This window comes from Candidatus Woesearchaeota archaeon (genome assembly GCA_018675335.1).
Classification (GTDB): Archaea; Nanobdellota; Nanobdellia; order Woesearchaeales; family UBA11576; genus JABJCP01.
The window spans coordinates 1-26,916 of record JABGYH010000002.1 but is presented as its reverse complement, the minus strand read 5'-3'; the positions used below and the strand labels follow the sequence as shown (position 1 = coordinate 26,916).

The window sequence follows — 26,916 nt, the reverse complement described above, 5'->3', positions numbered from 1 at the left end:
GTTTGTAAATTTATGATCAATGAAAATGAGAAATTGGTGACAATTAACATAGTATTGAAAATTTACTTTTTTGCTTTTTTATTCTTCAGTATCTAATGACACATTAACAGCTTTAGGGCCTCTATCTCCTTGCTCCACATCGAACATAACTGCATCGTTATCTTTGATGGAAACACCTTCAGCTAGACCAGAATCGTGTACAAAGTACTCTTTTCCATCTTCAGCTGCGATAAAGCCAAAATGTTTTGTGTTATCGTAGAACTTAACTGTTCCTTTCATTTTAAAATTCCTCCAAAATTGGATTAATACCATATTATAATGCGCTTCTCTTTTTAAATTAAGCGGTTTTGAAGAAGTTAAATGCAAATAAAAATACAAAATCGTAAGATTTAAAAAAAAGATTCAATTAATTACACTTATGAGATCATATCCAGTTACTAGTCCAAGTAGTGCGCCTGCTACTGGAAGATTATTATATGAGCATTTAATGAGGCACATAAATATAGCTGCAGCAGCAAATCATGAAATTTGGTATTCTGGTGAAGAATTAAAATTGGATAAACCTGCTGAATTTGCATTTAGGGGAGTTATTCCTCCAAATAAAACGCTTGAATTAATAACTTTAATGGGTCAAGAAATTGAACCAATGCTTGCTGATTCTTCTTCGACTAATGTAACAAAAACTGATTTGGACACATTTATGTATACTTTTAAAGGTGATGAAGATTATGTGTTGGTTTCAGATTTATCTGATGGGGAAAAAAGAAGATTAGGAATTCCTGAGAAAGCTCGCGATCGAGATAAAGTTTTTAATGGAAATTTTAAACCATTTAACCAACTTCCAGAATTTACTAAATGGAGTAATCAATTAGCTGCACTTTCAGTTCCAAAATCTATAAGTAGTTATTTGGCAGGCACTGATGGAAGAGTTAATTATTCTGAAAGAGATGTATTACGATTTTTAGATGCTTGTTTTGAGGATTTATCGAGCCCCCAAATGCAACATATATTGCATGGAAATCATTTAGCTTGGGCCGCATTAGACTTTATGAGATCAAATGGTAATGTGGAAGGAGATATTTTAACTGAATTTCATGGACAAAATCCTACAGATTTTTATGTAAAAGATTTAGGTACAGTTTTGCCTGGGATGTTTTTTGCATTATCTATGCTTGGCCAAAATCCTGAAGTTTATTTTAAAAAAATCGATATAGAAATTTGGGGTGCAGTTGAAGCTGCAAAATATATGAAACAATTTATGCCAAAAGATTCACAAATATTACAACTTGCCTAATTGAAATATAAATAATTAAAAAAATATTTAATCAAACTTTATCAAAGAAAACTTTGAAAGTTTTATCTTTAACCTTGAATTCTTGTTTATGTTCATGATCTGATGCAGGCTCGTTATCAGTTAAAGTCATTTTTGTTGCGCCAACTTTATCTTTAATTTGAGTATTCCAAGGTTCAAGTCCAGTTTTCATAACGGAACTAACTTGAATGAACAAAGTAATATCATCTGCTTTTTGCAAACCTGCATCTTTTCTTAACGATTGAATGCGCCGCATTAATTCTCTTGCAAAACCTTCTGAATCAAGTTCATCAGTTCTAGTAGTATTAGTATAAACAAATCCCCCTCTAAAATCAGCTTCAATGAAATTACTTGGAACTTCTCTCATAACCATTAAATGTTCTTTTTTAATATCAAAACTTTCTGAGTTTACTTTTACTACAAACTTTCCATCTTTCTCAATTTTATCCATGATACTTTCAGGACTTTGCATTGCAAGTTGTGCAATAATTGATGGACTTTTATCTCCAAAATCAGGACCGAGTTTAGAATAATCTGCTTTGACTGCAATTTTTACTTCTTCAAATTCTTCTTTAACAATTAATTCTTTAACATTAGTTTGATTTTTAATAATGCTTCCCACAACTTCAATTGCTTTTTTTACATCTTCACTTTTAGTAGTTAAAATAACTTCTTTAATTGGCCATCTCACACCTAAACTTGCTTTTTCACGAGTGTTCAAAATGGATTGAGTTACGTAATTCATAACATCAAAATTAGTTTCTAATTGTTCATTGATTAATTTTTCATCAAATTTAGGCCAATCTAGGAAAGTAATGCTTTCTTCTTTTAAATTAAATTCTTCTCGTAAATTCTGATAAATCTTCTCAGTAATAAATGGAGATACGGTTGAAAATAATTTAATAGTTTCAAACAAACAATAAAATCCAGATTCAAAAACTGCTTTTCTTTCAGCCTTTGACCCACCACTCTTATCTCTAGTTAGTTTAATGTAAGTTCTACTCAAATCTAAAAATAAATTAGTGATGTGAGGAATTAATTGATCAAGTTGATATTTATCATACATTTCAGTAACTTTCTTAATAGTAGAATTTGTTCTTGAAATAATATATTTCTCCTCTTCACATTTCTTGATTTTATCAAGTCCTTCGGGTTTGAAATTATTTAATCTTGCTAAATCAATTAAGTACTTATGAACATTCCATAAAACTCTTAAGTTTCTATATCTCAGTTTTGCTTCATCCCAACTAAAACTAATATCTTCACCAGCAGTAGTTTCACAAAGATATGTGCGCATAGAGTCAGTACCATACTTATCAATTAATTCATAAGGGGAAATAACATTACCAAGAGATTTACTCATCTTAACTCCTGAAACATCAGTAAGCATTCCGTGCATGTAAACAGATTTGAATGCAGGCTTATCAAAAGCAAGATAAGACGCGACATGTAATAAGTTAAACCAACCACGAACTTGTTCTTTTGCTTCTAAAATAAAATCAGCAGGATATAGTTTTTCAAAAAGTTCTTTATTTTTAGGATAATCCAAAATATTCCAAGACAAAGTACCAGCATCAATCCATACATCAAGAATATCTGGAAGTCGTTTCTTATAAGAACCACAACCACATTTAATTTCAATCTCATCAATCCAAGGTTTGTGTAAATTATCTGGAACTCGTCCTGCTTTTTCTTCTAATTCTTTCGCACTACCAATTACATCATAGTCCCCACAATCAGCACATTTCCAAATAGGAACGGGCGTTCCCCAAAACCTTTGTTTAGTAATAGAATTATCACGAAGATTATCAAGCCAAGAATGAAATGCTCGCTTTCCTGCTTCAGGAACCCAATGAGTATCTTGATTAGATGCTTTCATTTTTTCCTTTAAATCTTCAACTTTAAAGAACCACTGTTTTGTTGTTCTAAAAATAACTGGATTATGACATCTTTCGCAATGAGCATAATCATGTTCTACATCAGTAGTTGCTATAAGAATTCCTTCTTGTTCCATTTCCTCGACAAACTTTAAATCATCAGTTTTTGCTTTCCAACCTGCAAAAATGCCCATCGAATTAGGGAAAATACCATCTTCTTGAAGACTATTGAATGCAGGAATATTATTTTTATGGCCTACTTCATAATCTTCAGGACCACAACCTGGTGCGCAATGAACAAGACCTGAACCTGCACTTAAGTTAACATACTCTTCAGACAATAAAATTGTGTGAACTTTTGGATGTTTTTCTTTTAACTCTTTAAATTTACTAATGTGCTTTGTCCAAGGATGATTATATTCAGCACCCTCTAAAGTTTTACCTTTAAACTCTTCAATAATTTCTAATTTTTGATCAGTAAATGTTTGAACAATTGGAGCTGCTAAACCTTTTGCTATAATCCAAACTTCATCTTTAACTTTTGCTTTAACATAATCTAGTTCCGGATTAACCATAATTGCTAAGTTAAAACTAATAGTCCAAGGAGTTGTTGTCCAAATTACAAAATATTCATTATCTTTTCCTTTAACTGGAAATTTAACAAAAATAGATGGCTCTGTAACTTCTTTGTAATTGCATTCATGCTTTGCCATTGCAGTTTGACAAGAAGCACACCAACATAGAGTTCTTAATCCTTCATACAAACGATTTTTTTCATGAGCTTTTTTGATTAAAAACCACTCACCTTCAATATAACTATTATCAATAGGAAGACACGCATTTTCAAAATCCATCCAAATACCCATTCGTTTAAGATCTTTATTCATAAACTCAACGCTTTCTTTAGAAAACTCAATACAACGAGTAATAAATTTTTCAACACCATACGATTCAATATCTTCTTTACAATCAAGTTTTAATTCAGCCATAACTTTTCTTGCAGTGGGAAGACCATGCATGTCATATGCGGCACGATCAAACACATCCAGTCCACGCATACGTTTAAACCTAAGAACCATATCTTTTAGAGAATTATTCCAAGCATGACCCATATGAAGCCGTCCAGAAGTATAAGGAGGACCTTGAATAAAGAAAAATGGATTTTTTCCAACACCTTTTTGTTTTAATTTAGGATAAATTTTATTATCTTCCCAAAATGTTAGAACTTCTTCTTCTACTTCTTTGTACTCGTAACTTCCAATAGGTTTAGCCATTTTATGATCATTCCTCTTAATATGTTATTTATAAATAAATACTCAATAGATCTCAATTAATTTATAAATTCATCTAAATTTAATAATTTGATTAGATATATTATATAAAAATATTGCGTGTATTAATTACCTTAATTCTTCGTTTTAAATCAATCCCAACTTTTTTAAAACCCAGTTAATTAGCTAATAAGCATGTTCCCATTAACAATCACCACAGTCCAAGATGAAACAGATTTAGCCCTACTTCTAGATTTTATGAGAAAACAACCGCAGTATTACGATCATTATGAAGATTGGTTATTTGGCAAATGTCAAGCTCGCATGGAATCTGGAAGATATAAACCAATAATTGCAATTTCGGAAGGAGTGGTTATTGGTGATTCTGTTTATCAATTTTTACCAGATGGAACGGTTGAAATAAAAAATTTTAGAATTGATCCGCATTATCAAAATAGATCGTTAGGTAGGTTTTTGATGCGACAAGTTCAAGTAGAAACAGAAGATGCACCTATGCAATTAGATGTTTCAATAGATAATTTTGAAGGAGTGGAATTTTTTATACATCAAGGATTTCACATAGTAAAAAGAGACGAACTTTATTCGCCAAATCGACCAGATTATTTGATGCGTAGATCAATAAACTGAATTAATATTTGAATCTGCGTTCATAACTTTTAGGATCAAACCATTCTATAACTAAACCACTAACAATTATTTCATCTTTAACTATTGAATAAATTAATCTCCACCCGCAAGGTAAATTATATTTCCACACATTAGTTATTTCATATTTTTTAATGTAAATTTCAGGAATTAATTTTTTTGGAATCTGCACGCCTGAAAAAACATTAGTTTCTAAAACAACCAGAGTTTTATTGATTTGAAAAAATAATTCTTGATCTTCATGAGTTCCGTTCTGAAGCTGATAAAACTCTTTTTTTACCTTTTTGTTGGCAAATCGAATTTTGGATTTCAACTTCATTTTTTATTCCTAAATCAAACCTATTAAAATATTCTTGAGCAAGTTTTGAATTGTAAATCCACCCTATTTTTCCTTCAGAATCAATTGAAATTTTTCCAGAATATGCCAAATAATCAAATATTGTGCAAAAAGTTTGATACATCATGCGCTTAGGTAATGATTCCCAAAGTTTTCTTTTTTTAAATTCCCCATCACGTTCTTGAATAAATTTTTCTACCATTAAAATAGTGTCTAATTGAGGAAATCTTAGTTTTGATTCTCGTTTTTTCATGTTATATCAATTGATATGACTAATAATATATAAATTTTTTGAAAACATTGATTATTACTAAGTTAGAATGGCTTAAAATACGTTCATTGGAAATAACCGAAAAATATTGAGTTAAGCTGAAAAAAAACAATAAAACTAAATAGCTAATTGCAGTTTATGACCCGCAACATCCAAATATTTAATTAATTCGAGGTGATAAGATGAACCTATTTAACTGGGCAAATAAACAAATTAAAAAATTAAAATGGTACGATATTTCTTTAGTAAAATTATCAGTACTATTTTCAACACTATTTTTGATAACTGCATGGTCAGGATTTAGAAATTTAGTTTTAAGTTTTTCGTGGTATTGGTACTTGATTATAACAATCGCATTAATGATTCCAGTACTTAAAAAAATGTTTTTTGATTAAATTATTTTCATTATTTTTTTTCTTTATTTTATGGCTTGTTTTATTCAATTGTTAAACCCACAATTACACTTAATAAATGCAATAACAACACTTAAATGGGAGTTATTGAAAAGTAATTTCTCATGTTTTCTGACATAGCCAAATACCTTAAACGAAAGACCTTACAAATAGTTACTTTTGAAGTAGATGAAACTGCAATTGAACATATTAGAACTAATTTACCTTGCCCAGCTCAACTCACGTCAACTAATTATGCAACCCCTGGGCAACATTATTCTCATTTAAATCAAATAACTCCTTTTGCACAAATATTACTTGAACTAAAAAAAACAGGAGATCCGCTGCTAGTTATTGGGGGAGATCATAGTTGGGCTTATCCAATTTATGAATCTGGACCTCCTCACCAAACCATTCTTAGAAGTGATGCACATAAAGATCGCTGGCCAATAGATTTTCTTTGTAGAGGATCTTATGTGCAAATTGCCATACAACTAGGATTAATTTCTGAAGATCAGGTGTTGGATTTAATGGATCATAATGATGATTCACTACTTAAAATGCTTCGAGAAGATAATAATTTACCTAAGTGTTATGCAATTGATGTTGATTGTGATGGATTTTTAGCAGAATATAATTGGCCAGGATTAAAATTTACTCAAGGAATGGGCGGTAACATAACAAAAAATGACATTACTCGCGCAATTCAAATTTGTTCTCCAGAAATAGTTGGTTTTTTTGAATATCAAGCAAAAGAAGATATAGGATTTGATTGTCTTGATTACATACTTTCTTGCGGCAGAGAAATGTATTTGAGTTGAATTAGGTGGAAATTAAATTAATCGAATTACAAATGATGAAAAGAAAATTATTTGTTAATTTAATTAACCACAAAAAATAAAAAAATATTTCTAGAATAAATAATGCAAATACATGCTATGTGGATAAACAAAAACATGTATTATTAACCAAAGTAATGAAGCTAATCGAGCCCACACAACAAATTTAGGTAATCTCTTTGCAATTAAATAACCAAGAACTAACATTAAAGGATCTGAAATTAATCTATTGGGCCAAGCTTCAACACCTTGAAACCAATATTCAACTACTCCTCCTGCCAAACCAGTTTCTAAATAATGTTCTAATGATTCCCAAATATATGCTAAAAAAAGAACTCCAATTAAATCCAATCTAAAAATACTATTATGTTCATTTTTCCAAAACTCTTTTATTTTATAAACAAAACTTTGTTCATCAACTTCTTTTTTTTTCTTTGAATTTAAATTGATATGAAAGAATTTAAGAATGCGATTTATGTGTTTATTATTATGATTTTTGACTAATGTACCTATAGAAATACCGCTTAAAATGTGCTCTATTGTCCACACATCAAATATTGCCAGTGTTTTTAAACCCCATAATTCTATCATAGCTAAATTGAGAAAATTAAAGTTTATTAAATTAATCATTCTCGAATAGTCATATATTAAAATTAAAATGATATGAAACTTAAAATAATTTAAATACAAAAAGTTAAAATATCAGATCTGTTTTTAAATAGAAAAAAGGTGATTTCATGGTTAATAAAATAATTCATATGATCAAAAAATCAAATGCAAAATTTCATTTAAAACATATTTGTCCTCATTGTGAACATCACAAAAGGGAAACTAGAGATATGTTACATGATGGCCAATGTTATTGGAATGAAACTTGGCAAAAAGGGAAATATGATAAGCTTCCTGCTTGGATGGGACTTCATAATTTTATTAGGTTACATTTTTTAAAAAAACCAATTAAATTATGCATTGGTGGAAAAATTTGCGAAGCAGACGACGTATAAAACAATGAATAAAACAGAAATGACGTTTTTGGGAATTGCAATTCTTTGTGTTTTTGTTACTGCAGTTTTTTTTTACTCAGAATTTAAATTAGTATCCAATAATTTAATTCAAACATATGGATTAATCGCAGTTTTTTTTCTAGTAATAATAATGGATTCATTTATTCAACCAATTTCTCCTGATATTTTTGTGTTAGGTGCAACGTTAAGTGGCCATAATTTAATTGCAGCTTCATTAGTTGGGGGTATTGCAAGTTGCATCGGAGGAATAATTGGATATCAAATAGGAAAACAAATTGGGAAAAGAAAATTTAAAAAATGGTTTGGTAAAGACCATTTAGAAAAAGGAAAAACAATTATAAACAAACATGGGATATGGGCAATCATTGTAGGTGCTTTTTCACCAATACCTTACAGTTCAGTTTGTTGGGTTGCAGGAATTTATAAAATGAAATTTCCCGTTTTTGTTATAACTAGCATTTTAACTAGAATACCAAGATTTTTTTTTATGGGCTATATTGGTTTTTTAATTTAGAAATAAATTATTTCACATCAAATTCTATAAATAACGGTCTATGATCTGAAAAATGAAAATCAAGAACTCTGTAATCTTTGACTTTTATTTTTTGAGATGTTAAAATATAATCAAGTCTTCTATTTGGACTCCAAGTAGGAAATGTTTTTCTTAATGAAAATGGATTTATTTTAAATTTATCATTAAGATGAGTTTTTTGTAATAATGATTCCATTTCTCCAGTTCCATGAACTGTATTCAAATCACCCATTAAAATAACTGGATGTTTGCACTTATTGATAATTTTAATGAGATCTTTTATTTGTTTAGTTCTAGAACCTTTACCTAATGATAAATGTGCGATAAGCAAGGTTATTGGTTTAGGACAACGCACTGTCGCTTCAACAACAATTCGTTTTACTCCTGAACTAAGTTCGTGATATTTTACATCTTCAAATTGATATTTAGAAATTGCACCATTGCTGTGTTGATTCATTAAAGGAATATATGAAAACAATTTAATCCAACTAATAAATGGATATTGCATTTTTTCGACAAAACTTTTCATGTGCAATCCTTTTTCAAAAAAAACTACATCATCTTTGTGTGCTCGAAAAGAACCAGTATCTACCTCTATTAAAGCAACTATGTCTGGATCAATAGGTTTTAATTTTTCAAGAATTTTTTGATCTAATTTTTTTGGTCGCCTAAAAACTTTCCAAAATTGGAGATATTGGTACCACAAACCTTCATTACCCTTACAATACTCCACGTTGTAACAAATTAGTTTAACCATTTAATCACCATCTTTTAAAAGAATTAAACAACGATGATATAAAAATGTTATTGTAAATAGATAAAAATTATATTAAATAAAAGAATTCAATATATATATTATGCTGGACCATAAAGAGAAATAGTTGTTTTTCTTAATTGTTCTGTGTTAGTTACTGAGTTCCAAAGTTTTTTTAGTGCTCCACTTACTCCTGCACCCTCTTTTAATCGAACATACGCTCCAAGAGTTTGAGGATCCTTTGCAATCCTTTGTAAAATTTTTGTTGAACCAACTGCACCATAAATTACTGGTTGACCAAAATCCCCAAAACTCATAGTTATCGGAATGGTTGCAGTTTCATATCCATTAGAGTCTCCCGTGCAAGCAATTCCGAATCTACCCACATTCCCAATTAAATGTAAACTTCGGCCATAATTTGTTCTATTTAACTTATTTGCTTCACTTACGAATCCCAATTGACCATTAAAAAAACTATCAAAATAAACATCATGAAATTTTCGTTCATCAAGTCTATATACTGTATCTAAAATAGTATCTGAGGTTGTGATAAATTTTGGTTCAAAGCATAAAACTAATCTTTGATCAAGATTAACTTGTCTAAATGCATCTATTCTATCCAAAACTTCATCGAGTGATGCTGCAATTCCTTTTTCTCTGAGTTCTTGAAATTTTTTTTGAGTAAGTTGTTTAAAATTTTGATGCGTTAAAACTACTTCGCCGGTTTCTTTAACTTGAATAAGATCCCCCTCAAAACAAGGAATTGGAGTTCTACCATTAAGATGAGGCGCTAAGTTTAATGTGTCTTCAACTAATTTTTCTACATCATAACTATTACCATTAAGAACACTGTGTCTAACTACTAAAAATTCTTCAGGTGTTAATTGTATCAAATCAGCCATGCTCCCCATAACTCACTATCTATTTTTAAAATTAACTATATAAAAATTTAAACATAAATATGAAAAAAAGAAATTAATATAAAAAAAATATGATTTATTTTTCACAAGTTTCTGAAGTTATAATTCCAGTTGCAGATCCAGTTGATCTCAAACAATATTGAAACATCAAACCAAAATAGTTTAAAACTATTATTGAAAATAAGTCTTTATTCAAATAAATTTCGTGTCTTTTTGTTTCATAATATTCATATTTTGTGTGAATCTTTTCTAAATATTTTAAAGATTTTTTAAATATTCCAAAATATAAATCAGTAAAAACTTCATATACTGTTTCAATAAATTCAATAACTTTGGGTGAGATATCAACCGGTCTTTTCGTATTCAACGCTTTTGCTAAATAATATACTTGACGGTAAAAACGAGAAACCATGTTTGCTAAATCCCACATCAAACTCTGACGTTTAGGATTTGTTTTTGATAAAACTCTTAAAATTAAATTGTGTGTTTTGTTAATACGTTCAGCGTTCAAACTAATTCTTTCAAAATCAATTTTTTGTTTTGATTTTAATGAAGAAATAACGTATTCTAAATCTTGTTTAATTATAAAAAATAATTGTTTTAGAGGTTTAGCTGGATCATTTACGATTGGCTCAGTAACGTTTTCAATTACTACTAAGCGTGTTTCTTGTTCTGAGATGTCAAATCCAGTTAATAATCTTAATGCTTTGTATAAATCACTAGGATTGAATTCACCTTTTAATGTAATTTTATCATAACCTATTCTATATTGATTATTGAGGATATATTGTAAGTATCTCCAATCTTTTAACGTAATGTTTATTGTTATTTCTTTTTTCTCAGGTACATTATCCGACTTAATCACTAAATCAGATCCAGTTTTGGTAATATGTACTTGATTACCTGGCTTTAGATTTTTTTCTTTGATCCAATTAGCTGGAAGAGTTACAGTTAATGCATTACGACCTTGTTTTACTAGTTTTCGCTCCATCTCCGTGGTAAAAAGATAGTTATATTTAAATCTTTCTATTTTGTTATATAACTTAATTTATGAAGATATACAATGGTTACAACACATATTCCCCCAATTCTATTCTTTCTATAAGGCCAATTTATGAGATAGCTGGTGACCACTATAAAGTGTTGGATTTACAATTGGAGAAAAAAATGAAACAAAGAAAAAAAGCAAGAGACTTATCACTACTAGAATTACCAGAAGAATCAGTTTTAAAATATGAACAATTTTATGGCCGACCATCTGAACAAATGCCACACTTAATTTCTGAAGGGAGAAAAGTTATGAATTTTCTCGACTTAATTCAAAGATTTAATGAATTATTTCAAACACCAATAGAAGACTCAAAAATTTTAGATAATTGGTTAGACGCAAGAATAACTTTAGGAGATGGAGTAATATATCACCCTGATGGGAGATCAAAAGTAGTGCCTGATGCAGAATTTTTAAAAGAATTAAATGAAAGAAGTGAATTTGTTAAAGGTGCAGTTTTATTAAAAGAAACAGATTGGGACAAAACAACAGGATTAGAATTGTCGGAACACCAAACAAAAATATGTGCGATGCCACCTAATTATTATCACACACATTCAATTTTCTCATATCTGGCAAGAAATTGCGAAGAAGATTCTAACGCAGATTCTGATATCAATAAATTTTTAGAAATTATAACTAAAATACGCCCCACTAGATTCAATAAATTGCACAGCATAAAACTTTCTTTAGATGATAGGTGTAGTTCAGGCAAAAGAAAAAGACCAGTTGGACGCGCAATCACATACACTTCATTCGGAAATAAATCACTTTTTGATGCAACAAAGTCACTAACTACTTACACTAATAGACTAATTGGAATTGCACCTCAAGAATTTATCACACACATAAGTCCAAATTCAGAATTAGTTTATGCACGAGTTCAAGAATATTTAGCAAATGTTTCTGTTGTAGATGGCGTTAGGCCAGAACAATTAATGGCTGCCATCATGAGTTGTTATGGTGAAAAATGAAAATGACAGATTATCAAATTAAGCCCACATTAAAAAGCAGACCTATTCAAAATAATCCCCTCAATTTAGGTGATGTTGTTAAATTATTAGATCAAGTTAGTTTTCAAGAATTATCAATAATTCAACCTTTGTTAGCGCAATATGTTAGAGTAAAAATGAAATATGACTAACTAAAATAAATGAATTCAAATAAAAAAAATATTTTAAAAAAATAAAAAAAATTAATTATTTTATTGTGCAAAGTTGGATTTGATAAATTCCATCATGATTTGATTGCCTGCAAGTTTGTATACTTCATATGCAGTTTGTACTAATCCTTGACGGATACATTCATCGCCAAGCTTAGAAAGTCTATCTGTATCTCCTGCTAATTCGTATGCTTTGGACGCATAATTAAAAAATGGATGTTTGAAACATTTATCTCCTAGTTCTATTAGTTTTTGATTATCTCCAACAGTTTTGAATATTTCAAGAGCGCTATCCCATTTTTCTCTTTTCATACATTCATCGCCAACAAGTTTTAACTGATTAAAATTCTTTGCTGCTTTGAATGCTTTAATTGCATCTGCAAATTTTGCATCCCTTAAACAATAATCTCCAAGACGATTTAATGCATCATTATCTTGTGCTAGTGCATAAACATCAATTGCATTCGTAAATAATCCCACAGTTTCATAATTTTTGCCAATTTTACTTAATTTATCTGTGTTGTTAATGAACATAAATGCTTTAATTGCTTCGGCCATCTTGCCCTTTTTCAAACATGCATCGCCAACTTCATTCAAAAGAGCCATTCTAGTAGCATCATCAAACATAGATAAATCAATACTATCAATACCTTTCTCAATTAGTGTTGGCACCAACTTACCAAATTTTTCAGTATTTTGTGCCCGTACATTAGAAGATTGTATGAATTCTTTATTCTTTTCAACAATCTCAGAAACCATTTTGTCAACAACCTGCTCGCCAACATTTTGTGAACTTTCTTGATTATCCATTTTACTCAAACCTCTTTAATTTTATTAAGTCACCTATGGTTTTTTTGAGTTGGGCAGATTTATTAATCTTTCGGAAAGCCTTTAAAATGCCAGTTTTGGTGCTTTTTAAGCTTTCCTTTGCATTTATAAATGAAAGTAAACATTTATATTACTCTGGAGTGGTTAATATAGCAAGGTTTAAATATGAGTATATAATAATCTTATACCTAAGATTTATAGGGGAATATAGATTATACACTCTTATGAAAAAAATAAGAGTATTTAAAGGATAATTAGTCCTTTAAAAAGAAGTGTGTTGAGATGAGAAAATTATTGATAAGTAGCTTACAAGCTAGAAATATTTACGCGAGGAAATAAATTGTCTAGGAACAAAAAACAGCAAGAAGAAGATACTAATGCATTCTATGTTAGATTTAACGGTGCTCCCGAACAAGGAGAATTAATTGCATTAAAATCTAGATTAAGAACTTTTTGGGGTGGACAAAGTGTTGAAGGTAGAGTAAAATTAGATTTATCAAGTAAAGATTTTGTTATTTATACACAACGTTCAGAAGCAGAAGTTCTTGCAGATTTAGGCCATGCTAAAATGCAACAAGCTAAATGGGATATGTATTTAGAAGAGGCTCCAAAACCAAAAGTAAAAAAACCAACAAAAATAGTTGGTCGAAAACGCGGAGAAACATTGGAAGCTCGAGCAGTAAGGCTTGAATCCGAATTAAGAACAGTAACTGCCGCGCACGAAAAAGTACTTGATGAAAGAAATGATTTAGCAAATGAACTCACAGAATTTGATGATTTTTTAACAGATTATGAACATGCATTAAAACAAGGAGAAGAATTAGCGACAGCAAATGAAGAATTAGCTGCAGCAAATCAAGAATTAATTGATGTAAATCAAGCATACGATTCACAAGCAGGCGATCTTTCAGAAAGAATTGAAACACTACAAGATGAATTAGCTGCAAGATCTCAAGAATTAACTGCTCATATTGAAACTATTACAGCTAAAGATTTAGAACTTCGCGAAATGGAAATTGAATTATCATCCTATCGAAGTGGAACTGCTCAAGAAGCACAAGCAGATCTTCAAAGAAGATTTGATGAAGCAACTAGAGACTTAACTCAAATAACAGAATCACTTGAAGAAACTCGAGGTGCTGTTGCAAGATTAACTGAAGAAAATACTGCGCTTTCTCAGCAAAAACCTGCAGATAAATTAATGGACCAATTATATGGCATATTAACAAGTTCAGGAGAGGAAGTAGAAGAAAGAATTCAAACATATCTTCAAGCTTGCAAGGATGAAGGACTGCAACCATTTGGATTTGGACAGCAAAATGTTGATGTTGTTTTTGTAAGGCCCCAAGTAATAGATTCAATACCGGGATTAACTTCACTTGCACGTCCAGACTCATTAAGCGATCATTATTTTATTGATCAGAATGGCTCACACAGGAATGGATGGAAATTATTAGAAGACCTCACAGATTTAAAAGTTCGAGCATCAAAACCTCCTGCAGGAAAAAAACAAAAACAATCAGTCCAACATAATGGAGATTATAAAAAACTCAAAAAAGATTTAGAAATTGCAAAACGCGAATTAAAAACTGCAACTGCAAGAGCAACAGATTTAGATTCAATACTTACAGGAAGAGAACGAGAAATTTCTAGTTTGCAATCAAACATACATGCTCAAGAAGAATCACTAACACAATTAAGATCAGAGTATGATACTTTACAAGCTCAACATGATGAAGCGAATTTTAAAACAGAAGATTATGATAGATTACATGCAGCACACGAAACACTTACAACACAATGCGATGAACTAACCTCTCAACAAGATGAGTTAAGAGGACAATATGAACAAATTGTTCAAACTTCAACAGTACTTGAACAAAGAGTTGGCGAATTAGAAGAATCACTTTCACAAGTTAAAGTACGAAATGAAGAATTAGAATCACAGGAACTCGGAGTTGACTTAAGCAAATTAGATTCTCCAGAACAATTATTTGAATTATATTTAATTGCAAATGTGCCTTCAGTAATTGCCGCAGCTAAAGAATATGATTCACTAATTGGTGCTACAAGAGAAGAAATAAGAAATTATGCCAAGTTATGTGAACAAACTATTGAAGAAAGATTGATTCCATTCTTAACCCAACACGAAATTGTTAGTCGAGACTTAAAAGATATTAGGTTAGCAATCGACTATGCAAAAAAACCATTCGAAGAAACAATCGAATATGCAGAATTAAAAGATGCTCATGATCAAGCACAAACAAGAATTCAAGATGAGTTAGAACTTCAAGGAACACTTAAAATAGTTCGAGGAGACGTGGCTCGAAAAGGAATTATAAGTATGCTTGATAGTTATAATATTTCTGATGAAAGAGCAAAAATTCAAGCTTTTGTTGATGCAAGAGATAATCATCAAGCAAAACTTCCAGTTTATACTCAATTAGAACAAATACTAACTACTGCAGAATCTGAAATTGGCGAAGCACGTGCAGTAATGGAAACAATAAGAGATCGAACTTACAGAGGAGTAAAAAATATTTGCATGATTCGTCAAGAAGATTTTGAATCTGATTATTCAATCACATTCACTCTACCGTTTGATGATACATTATCAACATCACCTTTTGTTGCAAATTTAGCACAATGTGTGCTCAATCCAGAATTTCTTTCTGAATTTATGGATGCTACAGGGGGAGATTTAAAAAATAATTATCAATTAACCAGTACAGATGGTTTGATAAAAATATCATATAATTTTCCAAAAGATAATGTATCTGAAGAACAAATGGGTGAAATTCATGAAAGAGTAATTTCAAGATTAAGAGAAACATATTTAGATTCAAAATTGGCGGCATTAGGATTTACCCTGGAAGTTCTTGATTTTAAACAAGAGAGTATGAGACTATATGCGATACGAACTGGAAATTATGTTGCGCCTAATACCTCCGTTGTTTCGACTTTAGAAGAACCAACTCGAGCAGCATCAACTCTCCCTGAAATAACTGGAGCAGAACCAACTTTTACTGATGTTGCACCAGAACAATTAATTGAACTGACTTTAGATTCTTTACTTGAAGGAATTTCACACTTAGGTGTTGATTTAGATAGTCCTGCAAAAGGTTCTAATCATAGGCAAGTAAGCGATATTGCTACAGACTTATTTGAACTTGCAACCGAGTTAGGAATTACTCCCAATGTTTCAAATTATCCTTTAACAACAGACTCTGCAAAATCAAATGTATTAATTTATCTTGCAGCAGAAGTTTTTGTTGCAACAAACGGACTTGTTTCTCAAATGAGACGAGCATCAGACGCACAAATTGAAGAATTTTTCCCAGGGTTAGAAGACCGAGAATTATACAGTATTTTAACAAGAGCTTATGTTCAATTAGCAGAACAAGGAATAATCGAAAAACAAACTCCAATTCCAAAACGTTCAGAATATAGACATCCTCAAAGAATTGCAACTTTAGAAAGATTGGCATTTGAAACTCAATCTGAAGATTTCTATGTTCCAAGAATTATGAGTGGCGAAGACGTGTGTGCTCTATTTGAACAAGATGGAGTTAACATAGATTCGGAATACTTAAATTCAGGAAAATCTATGAGAGAAGTTATTAATCAAGTTTGTGAAGAAGCTGCAGAAGTTAGAGTTTGTATTGATCCTTCAATATATAATACTCGATTTAAATTAAAAGATCGAGATGTTATGAAACTTATCTTCGAAGTTGAAATTGCAAAAAATTTAGAAAAACCTGTATCTTCAGCACAAGTTCGAGAAAAAGTAGTTGAACTATTTCCAGATACAGATGGCGACTCACTTCATAAATTATTGAAGTCAACCAGAAATCATTTAGCAAATGTGGGATACATTCAAGCTATTAAATCTAACTCTGGGTTAACATATGTTACTGGAGATAAACGAGTAGTTACTGATGGGACAACACCAATACCTATTGGAACTTATTTTATTCGTGGAACGCAACAAGAGTTAACTGATTTAGTAATTACTAGAGCAAGCAATATAGGAATTGAAGTTGCGGAAACATATAATTCCAAACAAGAATTATTTGTGAACTTTGTTTATACGTTAGTTGCAGAAACAGACACCCCTTTATCTATGAGAGCGATCCTGAATGAAAGTGGAAAATATTTTCCAAATGCAACTTTAAGTTCAACTAACAAAGCATTAGAAGACTTGGAATCTCAAGGACTTACTAAAAAACATGATGTTTCAGGTAAACTTGGTAAATCAACTTATGTTGCAATTTCTCAAACTGTCGGAGGTAATTGCTAATGTCTCCGAAAGCATCAACTAAAGAATTATCTCTTGCAGAATTAGCTCAAGACAAAGATATTATTACAATAATTAATGTACGTAACGCACTTGCACAAGCAGGAGAATTAAAAGACACTTATACGCCAATAGAATTCGAAGAAGTTCTAAAAAAAGTTAGAGATCAAAAAGAAGCTGCAGGAGCTCCAACTCAAGAATTAGGAGATTTAGAATATATAGCAATCCCTGAAAATGCTTGGAGAGTTGTTGAAATTTATGATAGTGCTAAAGGAATACGAGTTATTGGACTTCATAATGGAGATAAATATTTGATGGATGCTGAAGAAGATAGAATTCCTCAAAGTGCACTCTTATCATTAATTGATAGTTCATTTGCAAGACTTGTTGGAACAAAACTTGTGAAAAACAAAAAGCAAGATGCAGTAAATCCAATTGGAACTGATTCTGAAACACCAGGATCTGAATCTAATGGTCTTGACGATGATTATGATCAAGGCGCAAGTCCTGAAGCAAATGGAGATCAACCTCTTGAAGGAATTAGCGAAAACTTAGAAGGAATACTTGGAGAAGATGCTCAACCAATTTCACCAACTCAGGGAACTCAACCTTTAGAACCAGAAAAAACAAAACCTAAACGAAGAAAAGGTAAAGTATACTATAGTGCAGCATTATTTAATGTTTTACAAAAATATATGGCAGCAATACATCTTAGATGTTTTTCTGAAGCTGCAGAAAGTGAAAAAGTAAATTGTCACAGAATAACTAGTGAGCGAGGAATTAATCGACTTGTAGAGGGCAATAAAGATCTAGCAGGAATGATATCCATCCTTAGTGAAGTTGATGGAGTTAATTTTGCACTATACCCTTCAATACAAGATTTTTTAGTACGACTTGCAAAAACAGTCCATAAAAGACGAAGAGAACAAATGGATTATTATGATGCTGACTTTGTAAAAGATTTTAGATACGATAAGTTTCACTCAGTAAATGATGCTCCAGCAGTTATTAAATCTGTTGAACTTTATAGGGAATCACGAGGAGAAGAACATGCAATTGATTTTTATTTAATTATGTTGCGAGATTATTCAAGACTTCACCTTGATCGTCTAACTTTAAAAATCAAAGAAACTGATCCTGATTTCTTGGCTAATAATAAAAAAGTTGATTTTTCTACAATTGTTACTGGATGGGCTTGCGCTGCGAGAAATAGAGAATCTGCACTTCATGATGCATGGGTACGAGAATCATTATTGCCTGCACTTGAAGAAAGAGATCCGTTACAACTATATGATAAAACTCATGTTCAAGATATTTTATGGGCTAATGAATCTCTTGAAGATCAAGTTCTAATAAAATTAATGATAAAATCTCGAGAAGAATCTTTAGGTCCTGAAGCGGAAGATCATTATTATGATCCTAGCAGAGTTGGGTATATCATGCACGGATTATTTGGATCTGACTTATTAAGAAAAAGAAATGGACTCCAACCAATTGGAGCATCTAAATGTGAACGATATAGGACGCTGCCAAAACATGTTCTGTTAAAATATGATGATATTGAAGATGCTGTTGATTCTATAATGCATGATCATTCTGATAAATTTAAAACTGTTAAATTAGCTAAGCACTCAGATGTTTATACTCTAGCAAAAAATATTCAATCAAGAATGACTCATGAACAAAAACAGTTATGTTTTAGCCATTTATTAGATTCAGATAGACCTTTAGATGAAAGAAAAGTTTTGAAATCAAATAATGATCAAACCGAAATTCTAAGATTTTATTTGAATATGAATGCGAGTAAGTATAGGCAAACTAATCCTTAAATACTGTTTCAAAGTATCATTTAACATATTTTTTCAGGAAATAATAATTTTTAACAACATAATAATTTTGAAATTTTGGACTGAACGTGAGAGATGGAAATTGAAAATTGGACTGAACTTGAGAAAAGAATTAAACTTATTCTGAACGAAGTAGGTTTTTTTCCTTCAAAAAAATTATTAGAAACAATTCCGTACTGGCAACAAATTCTAGCAGTTATTCAAAAAGACTTTGGAGGTCTTGATTCAGTTTATAGTAGAATCGGTAAAGATTATTTTCAAGATGCACTAGCAGATGTTACTGAAGATCAATATAGTACTCGTGCTCAATTTATGGAAATGCAACGGATGATTAATGGAGATTGTCCAGGTGGGCGTAAAACACTTCCCGCAATTGTTGTCAAATATGATATTGAACAACACATTCTTGATGGAGAGAAACTTAAAACATTAGTTGTGTGTCCAGGATATATTATTCCATCTTGGGAAAAAAAGATTAAACAATACACAGATGGCACGCCTAAAATAGTTCGAATATCAAGTGAAGATCGAGTTTCAAAATTAGAAGATGCTGCACAGGATGATACTGACTTTGTATTAGTAAGCTATGATATGATCTTTCGACAAGTTGGAGGAAATCTTAGTGATCCAACAGTAAAACGCGCAGTTAAATCAAGAGTTGCTGAATTAAAACAAGAAGGACTGTCTTTGGAAGATGCAATTCTTAAACTTGAAGAACAAGGTGAATCTGAAGAAGTTGACATAATTCTTGAAAATTCGAAATCATTAAATTATGCCTTGCATAAAATTGCACAAACTGAAATAAAATCACAAAATGCTGAACGAATATTTGAATCACTTCACGAAATATTTGCCGCAAATGACAAACCATATTATATGGTGATGGATGAATTTCATAATTCTAAAAATCCTGCTGCATTAAGATCTCAAGCAATTAAAAGTTTGGCAATAAATGCAGACTATTTAATGCTACTCTCAGGAACAAAAACTCCTAATAGTTTTTTAGACATAGCTTATGCCATGACTTTACTTGATCCAGTTACATTCGGAGATGATGGTGAAAGAACAGGTGTTCAAAAATTTATGAGTGCAGTAAATAATGATCCAACAATTGTTAATAGATTATATGATATTTGGGAGAAAAAACCTCGACTACAAATTAAAGATGTGTGCCCAGATTTAGAAGTCGAAGATCATGTTGAAGTTAGATGTTCATTAAGACTAGAAGAATTAATGATTTATACTGCGCTTGCAAGCCATAAAGAATTTGAACCAAACGAAAAATTACTCATATTAAGATATGCTTTAATGGACTTAAGAAAAATTGATACTTCAGAAAAGGCAGTGTTTAAAAATGCAAAAAAAATAAGAAAAAAACTCGAAAGTTTTTATGAAGAACGACCTGAAGTTTATCAATTAATTCAAAGAGAGAAAGATACTCCAAGCACCAAATATGCCCGTGCAAAAGAACTTCTTGAAGAAAGAATTAGAAATGGTGACGCAACACTCGTTTTTACATCACACACCGAATGCATCCACGATCCATTAGTTGAGTTTTTAGGAGCTGCTAGAACTACTAAAATTGATGGTGAAGTTACAAAAGGAATTGTAATTGAGGGTGCTAATTATTTTGATACTGACGCAGACCTGGCATTGACTGAAAGAGATATTCAAATACTCGAATTTCAAACTAATCCTGATAAATTTATTGCACTAACCAGTTATGGAAAATTAAGAGAGGGTAGATCACTTGTAAAAGCAAATAATGTTTTAAGATTGCAAAGAGAATATCGTCCAGGCTGGGAAGAACAAGGTTTTGGAAGAACTGCTCGACCAGGACAAACTAAACCAAGAGTCACAGGATATGATATGTTAGTTGTGGGATCAGTAGAAGAAGGAATAACTGCAACAATTGCCAGGAAAGCTAGAGGAATTATAAAATCAGAAAGCGCACATCCAGTTACTCAAGAAGAAAAAGCATCATTAATGAGAAATAGACTTCCTGAAAACGAACCAGAAATAAAAGCAAGATTAGATCATTCTCACGCACAAATCGTAAATTTAATGAGCGGACACATGCTTGGAAAAGGAGTTAATTTTGTTCAGAAATATTTAAACGAAAATGAAAATGCACTAATATATGCTACAAACTATAACGAAGATTGGGAAACTAGTTATTCAGCTCAATGTGCACGAGTGCAAGAACAATTAATTAAAATAATTAGATCACGACAAAAAAAGAAATTTAAAAATATTGCAGATATTGCTTGTGGTCCTGCAGTAATTTCTAGAACTCTCGGACGAGATATCCAAGAAACAGCAGAAGATTTAGAAGAAGATTATTCAGTTACTTGTTTAGACATAAATGAATATCAACTAAAACTTGGACAGCTAGAATGTGAACTACTGGGAATTACAAATAATAAATATGTTCAAGGAACTGCGCATGATCTTTCCCCAATTAAAGATAACTCGATAGATCTATCAGTGTATTCTTTAGGATTTCACTATGGACATTTAGAAGATGGTGAACGAGAACAATGCATTCGAGAATTAAATAGAATCACAGAAGTAACTGGAACTGTTATGATCGCATTACCTGCAAACGTTTTAAATGACAATAATAAACCCGCATTTATTCAAGGACTGACAGATTTAGGCTTTATTGTAGATCAAGAATTAAGTGGAACTTATGAAGCAACAAAAACCGTTGATGCCAAATCAGGAGAAGTTGTAGACGGAAAAAAATTCAAAACTTATGTTTTAGTTGCATACAAAGAAAGAGACATTACAGAGTTAGATAAGTGTTCTAGTGAAGCATTTATTCTAAATGAAGATATTTATTATTCAAAACCATCTCAAGATTCAGACGCTCTTTGTGGGGGAGAAGTAACTCCAGGGGAGCCTAGTCGTGAAGTTTGTACTGAATTTTATAATCTCGATACTCATACGAGTTTAGCAGATCTTTTAGCAGGAATGAGTCCTGAAGAAAAAAATGCTTTAGGAGATATTCAATTAACAGGCACAGTTGAAACGTTAGATGACTTAGCAGGTGCTGCAATTGCTTCAGGAAAACAAGATGAATTACTGGCGTATTTGGCGACTTTAGCAGAAACCTAAAAATAATATAAAAAATGAAAAAAGCAGACTTAGAACAATTAGTGCAGGAAATGGCACAAGATTTTGTAGATAATTGGAGTAGATTTAAGTATGAACCAAAGTATTCATTAATGCATTTTTCTGCTAGTTGGAATAAAAATGAAAAAAGACTAGATCATGATCCAGATTTTGAAGGCGATTATTTTCCAGTTTTAGACGCTGCAATTGATTTAGCTAAGACATTATTTGAAGAAGAATATGTTCCCCCTAGAACAGGATTTTCATTTGGAAGAAAACGAGATTTAATTGCTAATGCTGCAGCCAATGAAGCAATAACAAATATGGCAATACTTGATATGTTGCCTACTAGATCTGACTTAACTCGTGAAGTCACCAATATTCAATCAGGAAAATATATTGCAACTGAAGCTGCACAAAAATTTATTGATGCATATGAAACTCACCGAACTAATACCAAGTATAATGTTCTTGATTTTTTAAAATATTACGATGCCAATACAGATTCATTTAGAAACGTTCGTTCAAAAGATAAAGGAACTTATTGTTTAGTTTATTTAAGACTTGAAAAAGAACATGGAGAAAACTGGTTAAATACATTTTATGATATGGTTGATGATCCTATTCTTAGTGAACGAGTAAAATTAATTCAAGAAGAAACAGACTTAATAGTTTCAGAAGAAGATAAAATTCGATTTTGTCAAAAAATTGCACAATATGGAGTTATTGGATTAGTTGAAAGTATGGACGTTATTTCTTATGATTATCTTACTGCAATGTTTGGTGAAGAAGTTTTTACCTCAAAAGATCGCGAAGTATTAGAACGCATGAGAACTTGTAAAAAGTTTGAAGGACCAGACAGAGAAGGTGGTCTCGTAAAAGGAATACGATTTTATTTAGGCAGGTGTAAAACTAAAAGAGCGTCAGATGATACTATTTATGATTGGAAAACTAACCTTGCAAAAAAAGTTTTAGAAAAGGCAAAAAAAAGAATAGTTATTGATGCAGATTTATTACTTCAAAGAAGACTAAGACGAAATCAACGAGAAAAATGGCAACCTTATTTTGATAATCCTGATGATCGAGCAGAAGTATTTGAATTATTACAAACTGAAATTACTGACGCGCAAAATCCTGCGTTACGTGATTTATTAAAATCAACATACACCTATTTTGATCGGGTTTACAATAAATTACCCAACACAGATGGTGTGAGAAATCAAATACCTGTAACGAGAGTTGCAAGAAAATAAAAAAATTAAATTTACAAAAGAGAAAAGAACTGAATATAAAATGAAATTATATTTTAGGAGGACATAGAAAAATGACTGGAACAAGCTTAAAAGAAGGCGTTGCTCGTGCAGCAACAACAACATTACTTACAGGATTATTGGGAATTCCAAAAACAGTTGCTGAAGAAATTTCTGCAGCGTATGTTGGAAGAGATGCCAACCTAGCAAGACAATTGTTAACTGCATCTTTAGACAGATCTTCAATTGATTCAGTTGTTCAACCAACAGCAGACCCTGAAGTAAGTCCATGGACTCAACCTGACCAAGCATTTTTTGCAAGACATCCAGATGAAGTTGCAAAAGATTTAGTAGGTTCAATGCTAGTAAGACACGCAGGAAAAGATGAGTTAATTTATTTGATGGTTACACAAACAAAATCCTGGCCAGAAATCGTATACAAAGATGTGGACGGATTAAAAGGCGCTGCATTGAAAAAAGCAGAAGATCAAAGACAAGGATATACTCAAGAACCAGGAAACATTTATTGGTACAAAGGATCTCGAGGAACAGTACTTGCAATAACTGCACATGAAGGCAAATCTGTTGAAGGTCCGGGACTTAACCAAGGAGTTGTTAGTTTGACTGGATTATTAGTACCTAACTCAGCCCCAGATAATAAAGAGTTATTGACTGCAACAAAAATCGTACAATATTTAGGACTTGATTCTCAATTTGGCGGAACTTTTGTTAATCAAAACGGATTATGGATTTCACGAGCCAACTTTGATTTAGCAGCAATTGATGAAAAAGTTGTAGAAAAAAATCCAGGTAAAGGAGACAAATACAGTAAACAATACACTTTGAAATTATAAATTATTTTATTTTTTAAATATTTTATATTTTTATTTATTTTTCTTATTTTTTTTTAGATAAATACGATTTGAATATTTTTCTAAATATGATCCCAAAAATATATACACTATAAGGTTCATAATAATTACTTTCATATTTGATTCTTGATTTGAAGACTTATGTGATAAACATGACCAACACAAGAAGAGAATTTATGGCAAAAGGACTGGGAGCACTTGGAGCGATTTTAGCAGCACCAGTAATAGGCGCAAGCAAAGCATTAGCTCAAGAAGTACAACTTAAACCTTACACACCAAGAACAGTAGTTTGGGGACACAAAGAACCAGTTAATGCCTACACTAGTTTAGCAGACGTTGTAAAATTACATGAAGAAGCAACATGTCATGCAGACGATCCAGCATTTGGTGGAATACATAACGTTGCACCGCACGTACATATGACAGTTGATGCTAACCAAGGACATTATCAATTTGCAGTTTACAAAGATGGACACTTAGAAGCAGTTCTTCTAGACCATGAAGGAAGCTTTGCTGACTTCGGAGAGGGATTAATACCCTTTGGTGGTGATGGACAAATTGAAAAAGTTATGCTTAAATCTAGAGATTTAACTGTTGATTCATGCGGAACATACCATCAAGAAATAAGATCTGGAGATGAACTCGTAAAATCAGACGCCAATCAAAGACTGGCAAGAGGATTATTTAAAACGTATCAAACTTATGTGAATCAAGTAACCATGCCTCGGGCAGAAGATATTTTTAGATATAAAAAATAGTAATATAAGTTGAGCAGAACAAGTATTAAATAAATTATTTAGATTATTTTTTTCTTTTTAATTTTTTATTAGATTTAGTTAATTTTGGTTTAGATTTAATTGAGTTCTGTTTAGGTTTAATTGACTTATTTTTTATTTTAATTGATTTATCTTTTGGTTTAGACTTACTTATTTTAACTTTTGACTTAGACTTACTTGTTTTAGCTTTGGACTTATTATTTTTTTTTGATTTTGACTTTTTCTTTGCAGGATCAGAATATTCGCAAAAATTAAAATTTGCGAAAATAAATTTCCTAAAATTATTAGTTTCTTTTTTACTTAATTTTGCAACTACAAACATTTTTGATTTTCCAAAAACAATATCAACACAATTACTTTTTTTAGAAAAATGCATTCTTCCGTCGACCAAATCACTTAGTTTATTTTTTATTAGTTTAATATTTTCTTGCTCACACTCATTCCAGTTTTTATAATAAACATTGTTAAAATTACTTACGTGCGATCCTCGAAAATATAATGTGAAAAATTTGTGTAATCTACCAATAGAATTCCAATCTTTTTTGATACAAACATAATTATATGAATCTTGATTTGCAATACTAAAAATCACTCCATTCTTAGTTTTAATTTTAGTTGACTTAGTTTTTTTTGAAGTAATTTTTTTAGATTTAGCTTTTATTGAATTATTTTTCTTTGTTTTTTTCATTTTTAATTTTATTAATTGTTTTAACAAACAAATTAATTTTTGAATCATATGTGTTTTTTAATTGTTCATCTTTATCTTTTTTCATAACTTCTTTTGTTAATAAATAAAGATTCGCTAAAGAATTTTTATAACATTCCGAAGTCATATCATCAAACAATTTTTCTGAATCATTTGCACCCATAGTTCCAAAGAAAGCAACTTTTTTGAAAAAATTTCTATGATCTGCAATATACGTTCTTAATGCGCAAGCCATTTTTGCAGCCCACACAGGAGTTCCTAAAATAACTAAGTTAAATTTGTGAGGATTAATTGAGGGCTTACTTATTTGAGTAAGTTTTTTTGTTGATGCATCTCTACCTGCATTAAGCCAGCCTAGCACACCATGTCTGTTTTTTAGATCAATTAAATCTTCTAATTGAACAAAATGTCCTGCACTCGCTAGTTTTTCTTTCAAATCTTGTGCAACTAACCTCGTAGTTCCAGTTCGAGAGTAGAAAACAATTAAAATTCTTAAATTAGCCATTACATAATAAAAATATTAAAAGAAATATATAAGATTTTGTTAAAAAGAGCATATTTAAAATATATTTGAGTGAATTACCCCATTTACTCTCTTTTTCTAATCATAACAAATCCACCAATCACAGTAACTAGCAAAAACATAATTGCATAATCTGAAAATTCAGGAACTGCCGCAGGAGGATCTCCTTCGCCTTGCCCACCTAATTGTCCGTCAATACTATAATTAGAAAAACTATTAACATCAAAAACAGCATAATCACTACCCCAATCAATAATTTCACAATCAGGAGAAAAACAATATTCTAATCCATTT

25 protein-coding genes and 1 pseudogene are annotated in these 26,916 nt (G+C 31.0%); 14 read left to right on the top strand and 12 right to left on the bottom strand.

Annotation, left to right across the window (positions count from 1 at the left end; all coding sequences use genetic code 11):
* Window positions 1-78 precede the first annotated feature (78 nt).
* Window positions 79-279 carry a cold-shock protein gene (locus tag HN587_01585; GenBank protein MBT7902524.1) on the bottom strand — a complete coding sequence of 67 codons (201 nt, stop codon included), beginning with the start codon at window positions 277-279 and terminating at the stop codon, window positions 79-81.
* Window positions 280-418: 139 nt separating this feature from the next.
* Between HN587_01585 and HN587_01580 the strand changes: the two genes are divergently transcribed.
* The gene (locus tag HN587_01580) at window positions 419-1,294 is read left to right on the top strand and encodes a hypothetical protein (protein ID MBT7902523.1); all 876 of its coding nucleotides are present in this window, start codon (window positions 419-421) and stop codon (window positions 1,292-1,294) included.
* A gap of 31 nt (window positions 1,295-1,325) precedes the next feature.
* Here HN587_01580 and HN587_01575 read toward each other — a convergent pair whose 3' ends face one another.
* Window positions 1,326-4,463 carry an isoleucine--tRNA ligase gene (locus tag HN587_01575; GenBank protein ID MBT7902522.1) on the bottom strand — a complete coding sequence of 1,046 codons (3,138 nt, stop codon included), beginning with the start codon at window positions 4,461-4,463 and terminating at the stop codon, window positions 1,326-1,328.
* A 192-nt stretch (window positions 4,464-4,655) separates the two neighbouring features.
* Here HN587_01575 and HN587_01570 point away from each other — a divergent pair, with 192 nt between their 5' ends.
* Window positions 4,656-5,108: a GNAT family N-acetyltransferase gene (locus tag HN587_01570; protein MBT7902521.1), complete on the top strand. Its 453-nt coding sequence runs from the start codon at window positions 4,656-4,658 to the stop codon at window positions 5,106-5,108.
* Window position 5,109: 1 nt separating this feature from the next.
* On the opposite strand, the gene HN587_01565 is transcribed toward HN587_01570, so the two are convergent.
* Both HN587_01565 and HN587_01560 read right to left on the bottom strand, forming a co-directional pair.
* Complete coding sequence (locus HN587_01565; GenBank protein ID MBT7902520.1) at window positions 5,110-5,298, bottom strand: hypothetical protein; 189 nt, start codon at window positions 5,296-5,298, stop codon at window positions 5,110-5,112.
* 148 nt (window positions 5,299-5,446) lie between these two features.
* A pseudogene (locus HN587_01560) lies at window positions 5,447-5,716 on the bottom strand (hypothetical protein).
* Between the two features lie 200 nt (window positions 5,717-5,916).
* Here HN587_01560 and HN587_01555 point away from each other — a divergent pair.
* Window positions 5,917-6,129 carry a hypothetical protein gene (locus tag HN587_01555; GenBank protein ID MBT7902519.1) on the top strand — a complete coding sequence of 71 codons (213 nt, stop codon included), beginning with the start codon at window positions 5,917-5,919 and terminating at the stop codon, window positions 6,127-6,129.
* Window positions 6,130-6,251: 122 nt separating this feature from the next.
* Window positions 6,252-6,947 carry a hypothetical protein gene (locus HN587_01550; GenBank protein ID MBT7902518.1) on the top strand — a complete coding sequence of 232 codons (696 nt, stop codon included), beginning with the start codon at window positions 6,252-6,254 and terminating at the stop codon, window positions 6,945-6,947.
* A gap of 90 nt (window positions 6,948-7,037) precedes the next feature.
* On the opposite strand, the gene HN587_01545 is transcribed toward HN587_01550, so the two are convergent.
* Window positions 7,038-7,556, bottom strand: coding sequence for a hypothetical protein (locus HN587_01545; protein MBT7902517.1), 519 nt, complete (start codon window positions 7,554-7,556; stop codon window positions 7,038-7,040).
* Between the two features lie 146 nt (window positions 7,557-7,702).
* Between HN587_01545 and HN587_01540 the strand changes: the two genes are divergently transcribed.
* Together HN587_01540 and HN587_01535 are read left to right on the top strand one after the other, a co-directional pair.
* Window positions 7,703-7,969, top strand: coding sequence for a hypothetical protein (locus HN587_01540; GenBank protein ID MBT7902516.1), 267 nt, complete (start codon window positions 7,703-7,705; stop codon window positions 7,967-7,969).
* A 4-nt stretch (window positions 7,970-7,973) separates the two neighbouring features.
* Window positions 7,974-8,504, top strand: coding sequence for a DedA family protein (locus HN587_01535; GenBank protein MBT7902515.1), 531 nt, complete (start codon window positions 7,974-7,976; stop codon window positions 8,502-8,504).
* A gap of 7 nt (window positions 8,505-8,511) precedes the next feature.
* On the opposite strand, the gene HN587_01530 is transcribed toward HN587_01535, so the two are convergent.
* The 3 genes from HN587_01530 to HN587_01520 all read right to left on the bottom strand — a co-directional run bounded on the left by HN587_01530 (window position 8,512) and on the right by HN587_01520 (window position 11,187).
* Window positions 8,512-9,279, bottom strand: a complete 768-nt coding sequence (locus tag HN587_01530) for a hypothetical protein (protein ID MBT7902514.1) — start codon at window positions 9,277-9,279, stop codon at window positions 8,512-8,514.
* Window positions 9,280-9,377: 98 nt separating this feature from the next.
* Window positions 9,378-10,178, bottom strand: a complete 801-nt coding sequence (locus tag HN587_01525) for a hypothetical protein (GenBank protein MBT7902513.1) — start codon at window positions 10,176-10,178, stop codon at window positions 9,378-9,380.
* A 94-nt stretch (window positions 10,179-10,272) separates the two neighbouring features.
* Window positions 10,273-11,187 carry a phosphate uptake regulator PhoU gene (locus HN587_01520; GenBank protein MBT7902512.1) on the bottom strand — a complete coding sequence of 305 codons (915 nt, stop codon included), beginning with the start codon at window positions 11,185-11,187 and terminating at the stop codon, window positions 10,273-10,275.
* Window positions 11,188-11,363: 176 nt separating this feature from the next.
* Here HN587_01520 and HN587_01515 point away from each other — a divergent pair, with 176 nt between their 5' ends.
* Entirely contained in the window at window positions 11,364-12,218 is an 855-nt protein-coding gene (locus HN587_01515) for a hypothetical protein (protein MBT7902511.1), read from the top strand.
* The gene (locus tag HN587_01510) at window positions 12,215-12,388 is read left to right on the top strand and encodes a hypothetical protein (protein ID MBT7902510.1); all 174 of its coding nucleotides are present in this window, start codon (window positions 12,215-12,217) and stop codon (window positions 12,386-12,388) included. The genes HN587_01515 and HN587_01510 overlap by 4 nt, the downstream gene beginning before the upstream one ends.
* A 60-nt stretch (window positions 12,389-12,448) precedes the next feature.
* On the opposite strand, the gene HN587_01505 is transcribed toward HN587_01510, so the two are convergent.
* Window positions 12,449-13,216 (bottom strand): hypothetical protein, encoded by a 768-nt coding sequence (locus tag HN587_01505; protein MBT7902509.1) that lies wholly within the window; start codon window positions 13,214-13,216, stop codon window positions 12,449-12,451.
* A gap of 358 nt (window positions 13,217-13,574) precedes the next feature.
* Here HN587_01505 and HN587_01500 point away from each other — a divergent pair, with 358 nt between their 5' ends.
* From HN587_01500 to HN587_01475, 6 genes are all read left to right on the top strand, one after another.
* The gene (locus tag HN587_01500) at window positions 13,575-17,534 is read left to right on the top strand and encodes a hypothetical protein (GenBank protein ID MBT7902508.1); all 3,960 of its coding nucleotides are present in this window, start codon (window positions 13,575-13,577) and stop codon (window positions 17,532-17,534) included.
* Window positions 17,534-19,360 carry a hypothetical protein gene (locus HN587_01495; protein MBT7902507.1) on the top strand — a complete coding sequence of 609 codons (1,827 nt, stop codon included), beginning with the start codon at window positions 17,534-17,536 and terminating at the stop codon, window positions 19,358-19,360. Before HN587_01500 ends, HN587_01495 begins: the two co-directional genes overlap by 1 nt.
* 93 nt (window positions 19,361-19,453) lie before the next feature.
* On the top strand, window positions 19,454-22,498 hold the full coding sequence (locus HN587_01490) for a methyltransferase domain-containing protein (GenBank protein ID MBT7902506.1): 3,045 nt from the start codon (window positions 19,454-19,456) through the stop codon (window positions 22,496-22,498).
* A gap of 14 nt (window positions 22,499-22,512) precedes the next feature.
* Entirely contained in the window at window positions 22,513-23,748 is a 1,236-nt protein-coding gene (locus HN587_01485) for a hypothetical protein (protein MBT7902505.1), read from the top strand.
* 71 nt (window positions 23,749-23,819) lie between these two features.
* Window positions 23,820-24,599 (top strand): hypothetical protein, encoded by a 780-nt coding sequence (locus tag HN587_01480; GenBank protein MBT7902504.1) that lies wholly within the window; start codon window positions 23,820-23,822, stop codon window positions 24,597-24,599.
* A 194-nt stretch (window positions 24,600-24,793) separates the two neighbouring features.
* Window positions 24,794-25,375, top strand: coding sequence for a hypothetical protein (locus HN587_01475; GenBank protein ID MBT7902503.1), 582 nt, complete (start codon window positions 24,794-24,796; stop codon window positions 25,373-25,375).
* 43 nt (window positions 25,376-25,418) lie between these two features.
* Here the strand turns inward: HN587_01475 and HN587_01470 are convergent, their stop codons facing one another.
* The 3 genes from HN587_01470 to HN587_01460 all read right to left on the bottom strand — a co-directional run.
* The gene (locus HN587_01470; protein MBT7902502.1) at window positions 25,419-26,081 is read right to left on the bottom strand and encodes a hypothetical protein; all 663 of its coding nucleotides are present in this window, start codon (window positions 26,079-26,081) and stop codon (window positions 25,419-25,421) included.
* Window positions 26,059-26,604 carry a hypothetical protein gene (locus HN587_01465; GenBank protein ID MBT7902501.1) on the bottom strand — a complete coding sequence of 182 codons (546 nt, stop codon included), beginning with the start codon at window positions 26,602-26,604 and terminating at the stop codon, window positions 26,059-26,061. Before HN587_01465 ends, HN587_01470 begins: the two co-directional genes overlap by 23 nt.
* Window positions 26,605-26,687: 83 nt before the next feature.
* The coding region (locus HN587_01460; protein MBT7902500.1) for a hypothetical protein at window positions 26,688-26,916 on the bottom strand (229 nt) is incomplete at its 5' end.